General features: G+C 55.4%; 18 protein-coding genes. 14 read left to right on the forward strand and 4 right to left on the reverse strand.

All coding sequences use genetic code 11. From position 1 onward, the window contains the following. Window positions 1-47: 47 nt before the first annotated feature. From METMA_RS0109290 to hemW, 3 genes are all read right to left on the reverse strand, one after another. A complete protein-coding gene (locus METMA_RS0109290; protein WP_020158812.1) occupies window positions 48-1994 on the reverse strand; it encodes a dynamin family protein in 1947 nt (648 codons plus the stop codon). A gap of 161 nt (window positions 1995-2155) precedes the next feature. Further along, complete coding sequence (gene pyrE, locus METMA_RS0109295) at window positions 2156-2791, reverse strand: orotate phosphoribosyltransferase (protein WP_020158813.1); 636 nt, start codon at window positions 2789-2791, stop codon at window positions 2156-2158. Window positions 2792-3039: 248 nt separating this feature from the next. Further along, on the reverse strand, window positions 3040-4182 hold the full coding sequence (gene hemW / locus METMA_RS0109300; protein ID WP_156830477.1) for a radical SAM family heme chaperone HemW: 1143 nt from the start codon (window positions 4180-4182) through the stop codon (window positions 3040-3042). A gap of 357 nt (window positions 4183-4539) precedes the next feature. Between hemW and METMA_RS0109305 the strand changes: the two genes are divergently transcribed. Together METMA_RS0109305 and METMA_RS24350 are read left to right on the forward strand one after the other, a co-directional pair. Further along, window positions 4540-5205, forward strand: a complete 666-nt coding sequence (locus METMA_RS0109305) for a response regulator (RefSeq protein ID WP_020158815.1) — start codon at window positions 4540-4542, stop codon at window positions 5203-5205. Continuing rightward, window positions 5205-6644, forward strand: coding sequence for an ATP-binding protein (locus METMA_RS24350; protein ID WP_020158816.1), 1440 nt, complete (start codon window positions 5205-5207; stop codon window positions 6642-6644). Before METMA_RS0109305 ends, METMA_RS24350 begins: the two co-directional genes overlap by 1 nt. 43 nt (window positions 6645-6687) lie before the next feature. Here METMA_RS24350 and METMA_RS0109315 read toward each other — a convergent pair whose 3' ends face one another. Beyond that, window positions 6688-7560 carry a fumarylacetoacetate hydrolase family protein gene (locus tag METMA_RS0109315; RefSeq protein ID WP_020158817.1) on the reverse strand — a complete coding sequence of 291 codons (873 nt, stop codon included), beginning with the start codon at window positions 7558-7560 and terminating at the stop codon, window positions 6688-6690. A gap of 149 nt (window positions 7561-7709) precedes the next feature. Here METMA_RS0109315 and METMA_RS24355 point away from each other — a divergent pair, with 149 nt between their 5' ends. From METMA_RS24355 to METMA_RS27805, 12 genes are all read left to right on the forward strand, one after another. After that, window positions 7710-8396 (forward strand): phosphoglycolate phosphatase, encoded by a 687-nt coding sequence (locus METMA_RS24355; protein ID WP_040591109.1) that lies wholly within the window; start codon window positions 7710-7712, stop codon window positions 8394-8396. 11 nt (window positions 8397-8407) lie between these two features. Then, window positions 8408-9895, forward strand: coding sequence for an anthranilate synthase component I (gene trpE, locus METMA_RS0109325; protein WP_027147187.1), 1488 nt, complete (start codon window positions 8408-8410; stop codon window positions 9893-9895). After that, entirely contained in the window at window positions 9892-10482 is a 591-nt protein-coding gene (locus METMA_RS0109330) for an anthranilate synthase component II (protein WP_020158820.1), read from the forward strand. The genes trpE and METMA_RS0109330 overlap by 4 nt, the downstream gene beginning before the upstream one ends. A 20-nt stretch (window positions 10483-10502) precedes the next feature. Next, the gene (gene trpD, locus METMA_RS0109335; protein WP_020158821.1) at window positions 10503-11525 is read left to right on the forward strand and encodes an anthranilate phosphoribosyltransferase; all 1023 of its coding nucleotides are present in this window, start codon (window positions 10503-10505) and stop codon (window positions 11523-11525) included. Between the two features lie 5 nt (window positions 11526-11530). Further along, window positions 11531-12331: an indole-3-glycerol phosphate synthase TrpC gene (trpC, locus tag METMA_RS0109340; protein WP_027147188.1), complete on the forward strand. Its 801-nt coding sequence runs from the start codon at window positions 11531-11533 to the stop codon at window positions 12329-12331. A 114-nt stretch (window positions 12332-12445) separates the two neighbouring features. After that, a complete protein-coding gene (locus METMA_RS24360; RefSeq protein WP_020158823.1) occupies window positions 12446-13177 on the forward strand; it encodes a beta-ketoacyl synthase chain length factor in 732 nt (243 codons plus the stop codon). Continuing rightward, window positions 13174-13956: a lysophospholipid acyltransferase family protein gene (locus METMA_RS0109350; RefSeq protein ID WP_020158824.1), complete on the forward strand. Its 783-nt coding sequence runs from the start codon at window positions 13174-13176 to the stop codon at window positions 13954-13956. Before METMA_RS24360 ends, METMA_RS0109350 begins: the two co-directional genes overlap by 4 nt. Beyond that, window positions 13946-14194, forward strand: a complete 249-nt coding sequence (locus tag METMA_RS0109355) for a phosphopantetheine-binding protein (RefSeq protein WP_020158825.1) — start codon at window positions 13946-13948, stop codon at window positions 14192-14194. The genes METMA_RS0109350 and METMA_RS0109355 overlap by 11 nt, the downstream gene beginning before the upstream one ends. A 7-nt stretch (window positions 14195-14201) precedes the next feature. After that, window positions 14202-14450: an acyl carrier protein gene (locus METMA_RS0109360; protein ID WP_020158826.1), complete on the forward strand. Its 249-nt coding sequence runs from the start codon at window positions 14202-14204 to the stop codon at window positions 14448-14450. After that, entirely contained in the window at window positions 14450-14998 is a 549-nt protein-coding gene (locus METMA_RS0109365) for a COG4648 family protein (RefSeq protein ID WP_020158827.1), read from the forward strand. Before METMA_RS0109360 ends, METMA_RS0109365 begins: the two co-directional genes overlap by 1 nt. After that, a complete protein-coding gene (locus METMA_RS27800; protein ID WP_020158828.1) occupies window positions 14988-15674 on the forward strand; it encodes an AMP-binding protein in 687 nt (228 codons plus the stop codon). Before METMA_RS0109365 ends, METMA_RS27800 begins: the two co-directional genes overlap by 11 nt. Further along, window positions 15617-16684, forward strand: a complete 1068-nt coding sequence (locus METMA_RS27805) for an ApeI family dehydratase (protein WP_020158829.1) — start codon at window positions 15617-15619, stop codon at window positions 16682-16684. The genes METMA_RS27800 and METMA_RS27805 overlap by 58 nt, the downstream gene beginning before the upstream one ends. Window positions 16685-16717: the final 33 nt, after the last annotated feature.

Raw genomic sequence — 16717 nt, forward strand, 5'->3', positions numbered from 1 at the left:
CGACGCCGGAAGCGGCGGCGGACCGGCCCGTTTAAAAACACAAACCTTCAGCGGTCAGCTTTTGCCAAGGTATGCGCATCGAGTTGCATGGCTTTGATGATGGTCGCCAGTTCATCACGTTGCCGTTTCAGCGGCGCCAACTCTGCTTCAAGGTTGGCAATACTTTCAGCCACATTGCCTTTTGACTCGTTAATTTTTCTGAGCATTTGCAGGCGGCTTTCAATCTGCTTTTTATGGTCCTTAATCTGATGCATCAAGGGGGTCAAAACACTGTTGCTCCAGATCATTGCATCCGTATGGGCTTGATTTAAAATATTTCTGGCCCTGGAAATGAGCGTGTTATAAAGCTTGTTGATGACAATGCTCTGCTCGGTCATGGTCGTTTTGGTGCTGGTGCGGAATGCCTCGCCTTCTTCAAAAATCTGTTCCAGTTCAAACTGATACTGCTTGATAGAAAATAGCTGCGGCTCGATCTCTTTAAAGCCGTATTCGTCCTTGAATTTTTTATGAATGGCCTTCACTAAACGGCGCGTTTCATTGGTGATATCGACAGAATCCTGCAGCAGATCGCGCAACTCATCGAACAGCTTGCGGATGTTTTGTTTCATGCCATACGTAGTCAGGCTCTTGGACATGTCATGCTTGGTCCTTTTAATGATCGCATCAATCTTTTCCTTGGCGAATGAATCAACCAGCATCTTGGCCTGAACGCTGAAAACCCGGCGGCTGGCCTGGAAATTTTCGATATTGGCCAGATAAACATTTTGTCTGTCCCGGGTTTCGGCCATTAACTTGCCCGTCATATCCTGATTGTGAAAGTCAATTTTCTTGAATTCCTCAAGTTGACTGATGGCATTAGCCAATGACGAACTTGTTAAATTAGACGATTCACTGATCAGAAAACCCATGTCGCGAATGATGGTATCCATCAGGATATTACGCCGCTGCCTCAAAATATCATTGGCAAGAAAGCCTTCCAGGACACTCAAACGGCTTCTGTCGAATAAGGCTTCATCATTTTTAACCTTAGCCAACAGGGCTTGTTTGGCGGAAATCGGGAAAATGGCATCTTCGTTAATTTTTAAAACTGACGCCGAGGTTTTGATCTGCGATTGAATGGAGGCTTCATAGCCATTTTCTCCGGCCAGGTCATCCCACATGGCGTCGATTTTGTTCATGACTACGGCCAGCCCCTGTTTACTGGAGCCGCGCGTACTGCAGACATGGCTGCGCCACATTTCCAGGTCGCTTTTTGTGACGCCGGTATCGGCCGCGATCACGAAGACAATGGCCTGCGCGCCGGGCAGCATGCTCAGGGTTAATTCCGGCTCTGTTCCCAAGGCGTTTAAACCCGGCGTGTCAAGAATCGCCAAGCCCTCTTTCAGCAAGGGATGAGGAAAGCTGATCAAGGCATGGCGCCAGCAGGGAATTTCCACTTTTTCCGGATTTATGATGCCTTGTTCCGCCGCTTCGCGTTCGTTCCATAAGCCGAGTTTGTCCGCCAGTTCGCGGTCCACCATTTTAGTGGCGACCAGTTCTTTAAAGGCTTCCTGCATTTGGGTCGGCGAGTTGCAGTCCAGCTCAATATGGTGCCAGCGATCGGGTTTGTGCTTAAACTCGGCCAGGGAAATATCTTCAAGCCGGCTTTCAATATTCAATAAACGAATATAGCTGCCGCCTTTTTCATCATGAAAAATCTCGGTTGGCGACATAGTGGTGCGGCCCGGTGAAGAGGGCAGCAGTCTGAGTCCGGTCTCGGCAAAAAACAGCGAATTGATCAGTTCGGTTTTGCCGCGTGAAAATTCGGCAACAAAAGCCAGGGTAATGCGGTCCGATTCCAGACCGGTCAGGATATTTAAAATAGTATCCGTACTATGGGCATCGTTCATGCCATAGCGATTACGCCATTGATGATACATCTCGATAGCCTGTATCAGTTTTGCACGCCATTGCGAATATTCGTGCATTTGCTCTTTAAATTCCAGATTACTCATGGCAAGCCTTTTGTTACTAACGTAATTCTTTTTGTTATTAAAACATCAGATTGAAAATAGGTTCTGAATAAGTGTAGTCGATATCCGGGGAACTGTTAGGTTCCGATATCTTTTTTCTATAACTAATGTTTTATGCGTTAAGTACCATAAAGGTTTATGAGTTAAATACCATAAAGGCGCTGATATTCTTTTATCGCATCCAGTTGTTCGCCGGCATTAGCGGTTAAATATTCAATAATATTATCCAGCGTTATGATTGAAATAACGGGCATATTGAATTGTTCGCTGACTTCCTGGATGGCGGATATGTCATTTTGCCCTTTTTCCTGTCGGTCCAGCGCGATCAATACGCCTGCCGGTATTGCCCGGGCCTGCCTGATAATTTCCACGGATTCCCTGACCGAAGTGCCGGCGGTAATCACATCATCCAGAATGAGCACCCGGCCTTGCAGTGGTGCCCCGACCAGCGTGCCGCCTTCGCCATGATCCTTTGCCTCCTTGCGGTTGAAAGCGAAAGGAATATCGCTGTCGGTTAATGCGGCATAAGCGATAGAGGTGGCGCTGACCAAAGGGATGCCTTTATAGGCGGGGCCATACAGAATGTCCGGTTTAAGGCCTGACTGCAGCAAGGCCTGCGCGTAAAAATGGCCCAGTTTGCCCAGTTGGGCGCCGGTATTGAACAAGCCGGTATTGAAAAAATAGGGGCTGATGCGGCCTGATTTCAATTGAAATTCGCCGAATTTTAAAACGCCGCAATCCAGCGCGTAGGAAATAAAGTCTTTTTGATAATCAAGCATATGTTTATGGAATGAAGGGGTTGCGGTTTATAGCAAGCTCGGTTAAGGAAGATATAATATTGAGCCGTTATAGTTGTTAAGCATAAGTCAGGCGATAAACTGTTTCTCCACAGGGAACAGTGAGCGGTTTTATTGATAGATTATAAAACAAATTTAAGTGCTTTCCTCAATCGGTAGGCAACTGGAAAACTGAATCTGTCCCGGCATGCGCTTAATCCGCCTGCCGGACGACATGTGTCGCTGGATTGTCAGGTCGGCGCAGAGCAGAATTTTTCCAGAACGCTATCCAGAAAATTCCAGCCTTGTTCCGAACAATAATAGTGATCATCCCGACAGATAAGCAAATGCTGCTTCAGGCAGGCCGATAGGGCAGGCTCAAGCGTGTCAACGGCAAGGCCAGTGGTTGATTGATAGCCGGCCGCGGTAAAACCTTGTTTAAGGCGCAGATGGTTCATGATGAATTCCAAAGGCAAATCCCTTCTGGCAATCGGGTCGGAACCGCCGTTTTTATGGGTATCGCGCAGGTACTGCTCCGGACTTTTCGGCTTGAACGTGCGTATGATCCGGTCCGGCAATGCCAACGATAGTTTGCCGTGGGCGCCGGCGCCAATGCCCAGATAATCGCCAAACCGCCAGTAGTTCAGATTGTGCCGGCATTGAAAACCCGGCCGGCTGTAGGCTGACACTTCATATTGTTGATAGCCGCGATCGGCCAATAGTGCCTGGCAGACTTTTTGCGCGCTAAAGATAGCGTCATCGTCAGGCAGTTTGGGCGGAAATTTATGGAAATAAGTATTCGGTTCCAGCGTTAACTGGTAAAAGGAAATATGCGTGGGATTCTGGTTTATTGCGGTTTCAATATCGGTTCTGCTGCTATCGGGGCCGGCGTCCGGCAAGCCGAACATCAAGTCCAGATTAAAATTATCGAATCCGGCCTGATGGGCGCATTCCGCCGCCCGCAGGGCTTCCTTGCCCGAATGCACCCGTCCCAGTTTTTGTAGCAGCGTGTCGTTGAAGCTTTGAACGCCAATCGACAGGCGGTTGATGCCCAGCGACCGGAATTCGGCGAATTTGTTGATTTCGAAGGTGCCGGGATTGGCTTCCAGGGTGATTTCAAGGTTATCGGCCAGCGCAACTTGTTGCCCGATGCCTGTCAACAAGCGATGGAAGGATTCCGGTGAAAAAAGGCTCGGGGTGCCGCCGCCGATAAAAATACTGCCGATGGGACGGTTAACGGCATACTGCTGTATATCGATGGTCAGATCATCCAGCAGCGCATCGATATATTCGACTTCGGGCGTATCGGCTTTAACCGCATGTGAATTAAAATCGCAATAAGGGCATTTTTTAATACACCAGGGAATGTGGATGTATAAGCTCAGAGGTGGCAAAGTAATCGTTAATTCAGCGTGAAAAACAGGCAGTTTAACATTAATACGAGAGCGATGGATGATGCGGATTTTACGAAGCAATGCAGAGAATGGCTATTTTCACGCATCTGCTAGTTTTCACCGTGTCGGGAAGGCTCATCAAGGGAACTTTTACCGTTTTTCCCGGCCTTATTTTTTCATGCTCGACCGCGCCTTGATTAACCGTGCAGTTAAATTTTTTGCACGTTGGAGCAATTGCAGGGATTGTGAGTCAAATAACCGGATTTATACAGGGTTGTAGTATCGATCATAAGCTTGGCGGTTTTCTCCCGCACGGGGTTTCGGAAGATTATTAACTATATCTAGAATTGAGAGTATATGCGGCTTTTATTAGTTGAAGATGATGAAATATTGGGCGATGGCTTGACAGCCGGTTTAAAAATGGAAGGTTATGCCGTCGATTGGCTGACTAACGGCAAGCTTGCCGATGAGGCTTTGAAAGTCAACACCTATGAATTGATCGTGTTGGATCTGAATTTGCCGGATATGAATGGGCTGGAAATTTTGCGGGCTTTGAGAAGCCGTAAAGACGAGACACCGGTGCTGGTTCTGACGGCAAAGGATACGATTCCTGACAGAATATTGGGCCTCGACAGCGGGGCCGATGATTTCGTGATCAAGCCGTTTGATTTAAACGAAGTCTGCGCGCGCTTGAGAGCGCTGGCCCGGCGTAATGAAGGCCGGGGGGCGCCCAAGATTGAACACCGGGGCATCGTGCTGGATCCGGCCTCGCATCAGGTCACTTTTAATGACGAAAAGGTGGATCTGTCGCAAAAGGAATTCGAGATACTGAGTTTTTTGATGGGCAATATAGGCAAGGTCGTGTCCCGGTCCAGGCTGGAGGAAAGCCTGTACTCCTGGGATTCCGATATAGAAAGCAATACCGTCGAGGTGCATATTCATTACCTGAGAAAAAAACTCGGGCCATCGATTATCCGTACTGTCAGAGGTGTCGGCTATATTATTGACATTGATGAAGATTGATGACTTATTCGCTTCGAAAACTGTTATTGTTTACGCTGCTTTCCGCATTGTTATTGATTTGGGGTATCGCCGCCTACAAAGGCTACAAGCAGATTCGCAATGAAGTCGCGGAGCTTTTTGATGCGGATCTGGCGCAATCCGCGCGCGCCCTGAATTCATTTGTCGGCCATCTGTTGTATGCCGGTTCCCTGTATGAACTGTGGGATCTGGATAAATCGGAAATGTTCGAGCCGACCAAAGTGTTCAATCACCGCTATGAACGGAAATTGGCTTTTCAGCTGATCTACAAGCAGGAAGGGCTGATTCTGCGTTCCGAAAGCGCGCCGCCCCTGCCTTTATCCATCTCGCTTAATGGTTATAGCAAGACCGTGATTAACAATCACCTGTGGCATGTATATAGCATTTCCGAGGAAGACAATGAATACATCATCCATGTCGGCCAGCGGGACGATATCCGCAAGGAGTTGATGGATGATATCTCCAGGCATTTGATCAAACCGTTTCTCATCGGTTTGCCGTTTTTAGGTCTGGCCATCTGGCTGATTGTCGGGCGGGCGTTAAAGCCGTTTGGCCAGCTGACACAGCAGCTGGCCAAACGCGAAGCCAGTTATTTAAAGCCCATATCGATTAAGAAACTGCCCATAGAAATCGTGCCGGTGGTTAACGAACTGAACAATCTGTTTATCCAGCTTGAACGTGCTTTTGAGCATGAGCGTCGGTTCACGGCCGATGCCTCCCATGAATTAAGAACGCCCCTGGCCGGCTTGCTGACCCAGGCGCAGGTGGCCTTGAAGACCGATGATGAGCTGACGCGCCGTCAGGCGCTGGGACGCATAGAGCAAGGCGTCAACCGCATGACCGATATGGTGCAGCAATTGTTGATATTCTCACGCATTGAATCCGGCACGGAATTCCTGTCCAAGGAAACGACCGTCCTCGGCCAGGAGGTCGTGCAAATTGTCGCCAGTCTGGAGCCGGAAGCGCATAAAAAACGCATCCACATGGAATTTATCGAGGACAACGCCGTGCCGATTATCGGCAATGCCCAGTTGATCAATATCCTGGTCAGGAATCTGATCGATAATGCCATTAAATATACGCCGACCAATGGCTTGATCAGGATCAGCGTATCGGGGCAGGAAAAGCATTTAATGTTGTGTGTCGAGGATTCAGGCCCCGGGATTGCGCCTGAGCAGTATGAAGTCGCGTTAAAACGGTTTCACCGCTGCATCGAGACGGCCAACAGCGCAAAAGGCAGCGGCCTGGGCTTTTCCATTGCCCAGCGCATCGCCCTGATTCACGGCGCTGAACTTTCCCTGGGCGAATCTCAATTTGGCGGTCTTAAAGTCACCGTGCTGTTCCCTCTGCCGCCGAAGCCGAATGAAAAAAGGCGGGCCAGAAAATTAGGTTTTTTTAATAGCAGAAAAAGCATCGGTTAAGGTCAGGCATTGGGCAGTCAATCGACTACCCAATGCCCGGGTTTTAATACACGGGCAGCTCATCGGGCTCTTCAAGCACCGGATTGATTAAAGTCCCGATCCCTTCGATTTCGATTCTAGCGGTCTGTCCCGGCTTCATATAGCCTCGTGGCTTCATTTTCACGCCGACGCCGCTGGGCGTGCCCGTGGCAATGACATCGCCGGGCTCCAGGGTCATGGCCTGCGACAGGTAAGCGATCATTTCGTAGCAGTTGAAAATCATGTGCCGGGTATTGGAATCCTGCCGCAGTTCGTCGTCGATCCAGGTTTTAAGATTCAGATTGTGCGGATCGCCGATTTCATCGGCGGTGACAATCCACGGGCCCAGGGGACCTGCCGTGTCGAACGACTTGCCCAGGGTCCAGGTCGGCGAACGGATCTGCCAGTCGCGCACCGAGACATCATTGGCGATGGTGAACCCCGCGATGACCTGATTAGCCTTGTCGACGGGCACATGACGGCAGCGCTTGCCGATAACCAGAGCCAATTCGCCTTCATAATCAAGTTTGTCGGAGACTTTGGGCCGATAGATGGCGTCGTTATGGGCGATCACGCAGCTGCTTTGCTTGGTGAAAAACGTCGGGAATTCGGGTTTCTCGAAGCCGGTTTCCTCGATATGATCGGCATAGTTCAGGCTGATCGCCAGGTATTTTCCGGGCCGCGGCACCGGTGCCTGCAGCTTGACTTCACTCAATGGGATGCGATGACTGCTACCGGCTATCAGCTGCCGCATGGCCGCGAGGCCTGCCGCGCCTGACGCCAGAAATTCAATCATGGTTGCCGGCAGGGTGCTGTCGGCCCGGCTGTCGACGACGGCCTCATCAACGACCGCGCCAACCCGGGTTTTATTATTGTGCGTGAAGGTCACCAGTTTCATCGGTATTGCTTTCCTGTATGATTTTGGGGGCCGGCTATTGTATAACGAAGAGTTGGCGGCAAAAAAAAGATATAATTAATCATTTTAATATATTGTTTCCAGAACATGACTCCGAACGGACCGGCCGGACAGGCCAAAAAAGATTGCCAATGACACCGATTCGACTGATAGCGCTGGATCTCGATGGCACGTTGATAAATTCCGCGCCCGATTTGTCCGATGCGATCAACCAAATGCTGGCGGAACTGGGCCTGCGGCAGCACCCGCAGGCCGCCGTCGAGCAATGGGTCGGCAACGGCGTGGTCATGCTGATCAAAAGAGCCCTGACGGGACAGATGGCGCCCGCGGCCGATCCCGAAAACCTGGCCGAGGCGCTGGCCTTGTTCGGCGATTTTTATGAAGCCCATGTTTATGAGCGCAGCGTCATTTATCCGGGCGTCATGGAAGGCTTGCAGCAATTGAAAGAAAAAGGTTTCAAACTGGCCTGCATTACTAATAAAATTAAGCGTTTCACGCAGCCGTTGATGGTGAAAACCGGCATGGCCGGGTATTTTGATTTCATCGCTTGCGGCGATTCGTTCGCAAGAATGAAACCGGACCCGCTGCCGCTGTTGAAGACGGCGGAACACTTTGACATTGAACCGGCGAAGGCCCTTATGGTCGGCGATTCGATCAACGACGTGCGGGCAGGACGGTCGGCGGGTTTCAGGACCGCCGCAGTGGCATACGGCTATGCGGGAAAATACAGCGTCGAGGATCTGAATGCCGATTATCAGATCCGGACCCTTGTCGAGCTTGTCGATTTATTTTATAGCGAATGCGCAGGGCGCAGTTAAACAGACCAAAAATGACTCCAGAACAATTCAATCACTACACGCGGCAGGGTTATAACCGTATTCCCGTTAGCCGGGAGGTTCTGGCTGACTTGGATACACCCTTGAGTGCCTATCTGAAATTAGCCGATGGCCCTTACTCCTATCTCTTCGAATCCGTACACGGCGGCGAACAGTGGGGTCGTTACTCGATCATCGGAATGCCCTGCAAAACCATCGTCAAAGTCACCGGCAACCGCATCACGCTGGAGAGCAACGGCGAGCTGCTGGAAACCCTGACGCACGAAAACCCGCTGGTCTGGATAGAGCAGTTCAAGGGCCGCTACAAAGTGCCCGACCTGGACGACCTGCCGCGCTTCAACGGCGGCCTGGTCGGCTATTTCGGCTACGAAACCATCGGCTACATCGAGCCGCGCCTGCGCAGGCCGGCCAAAAGCGACCCGCTGGGCACTCCCGATATTCTGCTGATGGTGTCGGAAGAAATGCTCGTGTTCGACAACCTGTCCGGCAAGCTGCTGCTGCTGACGCATGCCAATCCCGAGGAGCACGACGCTTACGAGCGCGCCGTCACACGCCTGAACGATCTGGCCGTCAAGCTGCGCGAGCTGAAAGCCAGGCCGGAAAACCATAAAGCGCCCCGAAAAGTCGACGAGTCGGACTTTGTTTCCGGCTTCACGCAGCAGGGCTTCGAAGACGCCGTACTGAAAGCCAAGGAATACATCACCAACGGCGACATCATGCAGGTCGTGCTGTCGCAGCGCCTGTCCATTCCCTACACGGCATCGCCGCTGAACCTGTACCGGGCATTGCGCTGCCTGAACCCTTCGCCCTACATGTATTACCTGAACCTGGGCGATTTCCATATCGTCGGCTCGTCGCCGGAAATCCTGGTGCGGCTCGAAGACGACACCGTGACCGTGCGCCCGATCGCCGGCACGCGCCGGCGCGGTGCGACGCCGGAACAGGATCTGGCGCTGGAACAGGATCTGCTGGCCGATCCGAAGGAACTGGCCGAACATTTGATGCTGATCGATCTGGGCCGCAACGACACCGGCCGCATCGCCGAAATCGGCAGCGTCAGGCTGACCGACAAAATGATCGTCGAACGCTACTCGCATGTCATGCATATCGTCTCCAACGTGACCGGACAGCTGCAAGCCGGCAAGAACGCCTTCGACGTGCTGGCGGCGACCTTCCCGGCCGGCACCGTCAGCGGCGCGCCGAAAATCCGCGCCATGGAAATCATCGATGAGCTGGAGCCGGTCAAGCGCGGCGTTTATTCGGGCGCCGTCGGCTATATCGCCTGGTCCGGTAATCTCGACACCGCAATTGCAATCAGAACCGCTGTGATAAAAGATCAAACCTTACATATACAAGCCGGCGCCGGCATCGTTTACGACTCCATACCCCGCAACGAGTGGGATGAAACCATGAACAAAGGCCGCGCCGTCTTCCGCGCCGTCAGCATGGCCGAAGCCGGCCTGGAAGGAGAGCAGTCATGAGCGCCGTAAAAGTGGTCATGGTCGATAACTACGACTCGTTCACCTATAACCTGGTGCAGTATTTCGGCGAACTCGGCGCCGATGTCACGGTCGTGCGCAACGACCAGGTGACCGTGGCCGACATCGAAAAACTGGCGCCCGACAAGATCGTGATCTCGCCGGGGCCGTGCACGCCCAAGGAAGCTGGCGTCTCGGTCGAGGCCATCCTGAAGCTGGCCGGCAAATACCCGATCCTGGGCGTCTGCCTGGGCCACCAGAGCATCGGCTATGCGTTCGGCGGCAACATCATCCATGCCAAGAGCATCATGCACGGCAAGACTTCACCGATTTATCACAATGATGTCGGCGTCTTCAAGGGGCTCAGCAACCCTTTCACGGCGACGCGCTATCACTCTCTGGTGATCGAGCAGGCAACCCTGCCCGACTGCCTGGAAATCACGGCCTGGACCCGGGACGAAGCCGGCAACATCGATGAAATCATGGGCGTTCGGCACAAGCAGTTCGATATCGAGGGCGTGCAGTTCCATCCCGAGTCGATCCTGACCGAGCATGGGCATGATATGCTCAGGAATTTCCTGGAACGCTAAACTCGAAACGCCTTTAGATCATGCAAATCCAGAAAGCCCTGCAGATACTGCTCGATAAACAAAACCTGAGCGCCGACCAGATGCGCGCGGTCATGCGCCTGATCATGAGCGGCGGCGCGACCGATGCGCAGATCGGCGGTTTCCTGATCGCCCTGCGCTGCAAAGGCGAAAGCGTCGATGAAATCGCGGCCGCGGCGGAAGTCATGCGCGAATTGGCCGGCAAAGTCCCTGTCAGGGGCGAACATATCATCGACACCTGCGGCACGGGTGGCGACGGCGCGAACACGTTTAACATATCCACAACCTGTGCATTTGTCGTCGCCGCGGCGGGCGGGCGGGTGGCCAAGCACGGCAACCGTTCCGTTTCAAGCAGCTGCGGCAGCGCCGACGTGCTGGAAGCAGCCGGCGTCAATCTCGATCTGACGGCCGAGCAGGTCGCAAGCTGCGTCAATGAGCTCGGAGTCGGTTTCCTGTTCGCGCCAAAACATCACGGCGCCATGAAATATGCGATCGGCCCGCGCCGGGAAATGGGCGTCCGGACGCTGTTCAACCTGTTGGGCCCGCTGTCGAACCCAGCCGGCGCGCCGAATCAGCTCATCGGCGTCTTCGCCAAGGACTGGCTGGAGCCTCTGGCGCAGGTCCTGAAAAAGCTCGGCAGTCGGCATGTGCTGGTGGTCAACGCCGATGACGGGCTCGACGAAATCAGCATCGCCTGCGCGACCAGCGTTGCCGAACTGAAAGACGGCCAGGTCACGACCTATGCGGTGACGCCGGAGCAGTTCGGCTTGCAGCGCGCCGATATCGCCGAGCTGGCCGTCGACGGCACGGCGTCCAGCCTGGCTATGGTGAAGTCGGTGCTGGACAACCGGCCAGGACCTGCCCGCGACATCGTGGCGCTGAATGCCGGCGCGGCGATCTATGCGGCCGACCTCGCCGACTCGCTGGCAGCCGGCGTGGAAAAAGCCCGGCAGGTCATTGCCAGCGGCGCGGCGCGCGCGAAATGGGATGCGCTGATTACCTATTCAAAAACTTTAACTGATTGAAGATCATGACCGATACGCCCGATATACTGAAAAAAATTCTCGATAAGAAGCAGGAAGAAGTCGCCCGGCGCAAACTGCGCATGTCCGTTGCCGACCTCGAAGACATCGGCCGCGACATGGAAAGACCGCGCGGATTCTACAATGCCCTGCAGAGCCGGGTTCTGGCCAAAAAGCCCGCCATTATCGCCGAGATCAAGAAAGCCTCGCCCAGCAAGGGTGTGATCCGCGAGGACTTCCAGCCGGTCGCGATCGGCCAGGACTACGCCATGAACGGCGCGGCCTGCCTGTCGGTGCTGACCGATAAGGAGTTCTTCCAGGGCTCGGAAGTGTACCTGCAGATGGTCAGGGAGCGCTGCCCGCTGCCGGTGCTGAGAAAAGACTTCATGATCGATCCGTATCAGATTTACGAAGCGCGCGCCCTGGGTGCGGACTGCATCCTGCTGATTGTCGCGGCACTGGCCGACAGCCAGATGCGGGAGTTGTCCGATACGGCCGTGAAACTGGGCATGGACGTGCTGGTCGAGGTGCATGACGCGGCCGAAACGGAACGCGCGTTGACGCTCGATACCAAATTGATCGGCATCAACAACCGCAACCTGCGCACGTTCGAGACGACCCTGCAGACGACCCTGGACTTGAAAGCGCAGGTGCCGGCGGACCGCATGATCATCACCGAGAGCGGCATCCATACGCCGGACGATGTGCGCCTGATGCTCGATAACGAGATTTACGCCTTTCTGGTCGGCGAAGCGTTTATGCGCGCTGAAAGTCCCGGACAGAAAATGCGCGAGCTGTTTTCCCTGTAAGTCCTGAAGCCGCGCTTCGGCGCCGGATCTTATCGTGGTTTGTGTCAATCAGAGTCTGGGGCGGTCTTGGCACCGTCCCGCTCTTTCAATTGAATTATTGCATGCAGGTTTAAGTTGATCGTTTCCGATTTTGTTTTGCGCGACTGGGGCGCCTGGGCGCCGGGTCTGAGCAGCCCCGATGACTGGCGAGCATGGAGTGCGGGACAGAAATCAATGACAACGGAGCCGCCCGTCGCGCCGGCCTCGGTGCCGAAAATGCTGCAGCGCCGGCTGAGCCTGCTGGCGAAAGCGGTGTTTCATGCCGCCGACCGCTGCATCAAGGCTGGCGAGCAGGTGCCGACGGTATTCAGCTCCACGCACGGCGAAATCGGCAAGTCGTTTCAGATGCTCAAGACCATAGGGGCGGGCGAGGAACTGTCGCCGACGGCCTTCAGCCTGGGTGTCCATAACGCCATTTCGGGCCTGTTTTCGATCGTCTACGGCAACCGGCAGGAAATCACGGTTCTGGCGCCGGGCAGGGAAGGCATGGCCGCGGCCTTTATCGAGGCGGCCGGCATGCTGAGCGAAGGCAGGGACGAGGTATTGCTGGTGCTGTACGATGAAGCGCTGCCCGATTTTTTCCCGTTCGCGCCGTTCAGGCTGAACGCGGACGCGCCCTGCGCGCTGGCGCTGAAAATTGCGGCGGCGGGGCCGGGCCTGGCGCTGCGGTTTTGCCGGTCGCCCGAAGCGCGCGACGATGGCGAACAGCCGGTCCAGTTGCTGGCGCTGGCAAGGTTTCTGGTTTCCAGCGACGAATCGCTGATCCTGGGAAACCCGGGTCACAGCTGGAGCTGGCATAAACGATGACGACAAAAATCAGGTACGGCTGGCGTCTTTTCGCCACGGGCTTCAGCTTTTTCAGTTTCGGCCTGGGCGGCCTGTTGTTATGGCTGCTGGTGTTTCCGGCGCTGTCGGCGCTGCCGGGTTCGCGGCGGCAGAAAGTCAGCCGCGGGCAGCGCGTGGTGCATTACAGTTTTTACGCCTTCATCGGCCTGATGCACCGTTTGGGGATCATGACCTACGAAATCGTCGGCCTGGAAAAACTGAACCGGCCGGGGCAATTGATCATCGCCAACCATCCGACCCTGGTCGATATCGTATTCCTGGTCAGCCGCATCAAGGAGGCCAGCTGCATCGTCAAGGGCTCGCTGTGGCGCAACCCGTTCATGCGCGGGCCCATCGTCAATGCCGGCTATATCAGCAACAGCGATCCGGAGAAAATGATCGCCGAGTGCGCCGCATGGCTGAAAGCGGGCGGATCGATGATCATTTTTCCGGAAGGCACGCGCTCGGTGCCGGGCAAGCCGTACCGGTTCCAGCGCGGCGCGGCCGCTATCGCGCTGCAGGCCGGCAGGATCGTCACGCCGGTGACGATTTCGTGCTACCCCAGCACGCTGACCAAGGCCGAGCCCTGGTACCGGATTCCTGAGCGGCGCTTTCATCTGGCCCTGCATGTCGGCGATGATATCGCGCTGGACGCATTTGCCGAGGCGGGTTTGAAATCGGTCGCCGTGCGCCGGTTGAACCGCCATTTGCAGGACTATTTTACCCAACAGAGAGAAGTTTATAAGTACTATGGAAAATGAATTAAAACAGTTGATCATCGATGCGCTGGATCTGGAGGATATCAGCGTCGATGACATCGACAGTCATGAGCCGCTGTTCAACACCGGTCTGGGTCTGGATTCAATCGACGCCCTGGAACTGGGTCTGGCGATCCGAAAGAAGTATGATGTGAAAATCGATGCCGAAAAAGACGATGTCGCGAAGATTTTCGCTTCGGTTTCGTCGCTGGCAGCCTATATTGAATCGGTACGCCGTTGAGGTTGGTATGAATTCACGTGAAGAAATTTTAGCGGCCATCAAATCGATCATGGTCGAGCTGTTTGAAATCGACGAAGACAGCATCACCCTGGAAGCCCGATTATACGAGGACCTCGATTTCGACAGCATCGATGCCGTCGACATGATCGTCAAGCTCAAGGAGATGACCGGCAAAGCCGTCAAGCCGGAAGACTTCAAGTCGGCCCGCACGATCGGCGATGTGGTCGAGGCCGTCCATAGCCTGGTGCAGGATTGATGCGGGTCGCTCTGAACAGCCTGATCGGCCTGCTGACGCTGGCCTATCCGTTGGCTGTTTATTTCGGCATTCACTATGTCGAACCGAGAATCATCGCCGGCCTGCTGCTGGCCCTGCTGGCCCTGCGCCTGGCCGGCAGTACCGGCGGACACTGGCTGCGGCCTCTGCTGCTGGCCGGCATGCTCTACTGCGGCTTCGCGATCTGGGCCAACAATCTCATCACCTTGCGCTTTTATCCGGTGCTGGTCAGCGCCTGCATGCTGCTGATTTTTGCCTGGAGCCTGTGGTCGCCGCAGTCTCTGATCGAACGCCTGGCGCGCCTGCAGCATCCCGACCTGCCGCCCGAAGGCGTTATCTATACGCGCCGCGTCACGCAAATCTGGTGCGTGTTCTTCGCCGTGAACGGCCTGATCGCGCTGGCGACGGCCCTGTGGGGCAGTTTCGAGCAGTGGAGCCTGTACAACGGCCTGATTTCCTATCTGCTGACCGGCGCCTTGCTGGGCGGCGAGTATATCGTCAGGCTGCGGACCCAGAAACATGTCCGATAGATTCATCGCGCTGTCCGAGTGCCTGACGGCAAGAAGGCCGGCCGATACGCCGGTTTCCTGCCATGACGGGCGTCATTATCGCGCTGCCGAGTTTCACGCGGCCGTCTGCCTGTGGCTGGATAAACTGCAGGCGCAGCCGGAACCGCGCTATGCTTTATATACGGAGGACGCCTATCCGTTCGCCGTGTTGCTGTTCGCGCTGCTGTATGCCGGCAAGGAAGTCTGGATACCCGGCAATAACCGCCCCGGCACGGCAGGGCAGCTGAAGGCGCAGGACTGTCGGCTGATCGGCGACTGGCCTGAGGCGGCCATCGAGGACTATCGGCTGGATGCCGCGCCATGCCCCGAGCGGCAATTGGCGCCGCTCGATCCGTCGGCCGCGCGGCTGGTCATGTTCACCTCGGGCACCACGGGCGAGGCCAAGCCGGTCCCCAAACGCCTGATACAGCTCCAGCGCGAAGTCGAAACGCTGGAAAAGCAGTGGGGCGGACAGCTGGCCGATGCGGCCGCTCTCGCGACGGTCAGCCACCAGCATATTTACGGCTTGCTGTTCCGCATCCTGTGGCCGTTGTCGGCGGGCCGCTGTTTTCCAGCCGCCTTTATTTCAATGCCGAAGCCGTGGCTCATCAGAGCCAGGACCGGCCTGCCTACTGGGTTGCCAGCCCGGCGCACCTGAAACGCCTGGACCAGCCGCTGGCGGCGGATCTGGCTGCTGTGTTCAGCTCCGGCGGCCCGCTGTCGCACGAGGCGGCCTTGCAGGTTTCCGCCTGCTGCGGGCGGCCCGCGATCGAAATCTTCGGCAGCACAGAAAGCGGCGGCATCGCCTGGCGCCGGCAGGGTCTTGAGCCTGCGACGCCCTGGACGTTGTTCGACGGCATGATGTTGACTCATGAGCAGGGCCGCTGGCGGCTGCAGTCGCCTTATCTGCTGAACGGCGAACGGCTGGAACTGGCCGACCGGATCGAACGGCTCGATGACGGCCGCTTCCTGCTGGCGGGACGCCTGGACCGCATCGTCAAGATCGAGGAAAAACGCTTGTCCCTGAGCGAAATGGAGCAGCGTCTGGCAGAACTCCCGTGGATATCGGAAGCTGCCGCCTTGATGATCGCGAAAAGCCGCGATACCGTCGGTGCAGGCATCGTGCTGAACCGGGACGGCAAACAGCTGCTGGCGGAGCAGGGCAGGCCGGGCCTGATCAGGCAGCTGCGCGAGGCGCTCCATCACTGGTTCGAGGCCGTCGTCCTGCCGAGGAAATGGCTGACTCTGGACAGCATTCCCCTGACCGCCCAGGGCAAAACCGACACGCGCCTGCTGAATGAATTGCTGGCGCCAAGCGGCCACAAACTGCCTCAGGTGCTGGGACTGGATTGGGCCCCTGATCGCGTCGAACTGCAACTGCAGATCCCGCACGAGCTGATTTATTTTAAGGATCACTTCCGGAATTTCCCGATCCTGCCGGGCGTCGTGCAGATCGCCTGGGCCGAACACTACGGCAAGCTGTTCTTTGATATCGATCAGCCGTTCTCGCAGTTGGAGGCCATCAAATTCGTCAGGCTCATCGAACCCGGCAGTGCGCTGAGCTTGTCGCTGGAATGGAACGCCCGGGCCGGCAGACTGTATTTCACGATGAGCTCGGAGCAGGGGCCGCACAGTTCCGGCCGTCTGGTCTATGGAAAAACGCCATGAAAACCTGCATTATAGGATCCCGGTGCGTTGATT

The sequence above is a fragment of the Methylobacter marinus A45 genome (genome assembly GCF_000383855.1).
In the GTDB taxonomy this organism is placed as follows: Bacteria; Pseudomonadota; Gammaproteobacteria; order Methylococcales; family Methylomonadaceae; genus Methylobacter; species Methylobacter marinus.

Coding starts and splice junctions, on each gene's coding strand:
- pyrE (WP_020158813.1), bottom strand. CDS start 2,791: ATGCTTGATTATCAAAAAGACTTTATTTCCTACGCGCTGGATTGCGGC.
- trpD (WP_020158821.1), top strand. CDS start 10,503: ATGCAAATCCAGAAAGCCCTGCAGATACTGCTCGATAAACAAAACCTG.
- METMA_RS24355 (WP_040591109.1), top strand. CDS start 7,710: ATGACACCGATTCGACTGATAGCGCTGGATCTCGATGGCACGTTGATA.
- trpC (WP_027147188.1), top strand. CDS start 11,531: ATGACCGATACGCCCGATATACTGAAAAAAATTCTCGATAAGAAGCAG.
- trpE (WP_027147187.1), top strand. CDS start 8,408: ATGACTCCAGAACAATTCAATCACTACACGCGGCAGGGTTATAACCGT.
- METMA_RS0109365 (WP_020158827.1), top strand. CDS start 14,450: ATGCGGGTCGCTCTGAACAGCCTGATCGGCCTGCTGACGCTGGCCTAT.
- METMA_RS0109290 (WP_020158812.1), bottom strand. CDS start 1,994: ATGAGTAATCTGGAATTTAAAGAGCAAATGCACGAATATTCGCAATGG.
- METMA_RS0109355 (WP_020158825.1), top strand. CDS start 13,946: ATGGAAAATGAATTAAAACAGTTGATCATCGATGCGCTGGATCTGGAG.
- METMA_RS0109305 (WP_020158815.1), top strand. CDS start 4,540: ATGCGGCTTTTATTAGTTGAAGATGATGAAATATTGGGCGATGGCTTG.
- METMA_RS0109330 (WP_020158820.1), top strand. CDS start 9,892: ATGAGCGCCGTAAAAGTGGTCATGGTCGATAACTACGACTCGTTCACC.
- METMA_RS24350 (WP_020158816.1), top strand. CDS start 5,205: ATGACTTATTCGCTTCGAAAACTGTTATTGTTTACGCTGCTTTCCGCA.
- METMA_RS27800 (WP_020158828.1), top strand. CDS start 14,988: ATGTCCGATAGATTCATCGCGCTGTCCGAGTGCCTGACGGCAAGAAGG.
- METMA_RS0109350 (WP_020158824.1), top strand. CDS start 13,174: ATGACGACAAAAATCAGGTACGGCTGGCGTCTTTTCGCCACGGGCTTC.
- METMA_RS0109360 (WP_020158826.1), top strand. CDS start 14,202: ATGAATTCACGTGAAGAAATTTTAGCGGCCATCAAATCGATCATGGTC.
- METMA_RS0109315 (WP_020158817.1), bottom strand. CDS start 7,560: ATGAAACTGGTGACCTTCACGCACAATAATAAAACCCGGGTTGGCGCG.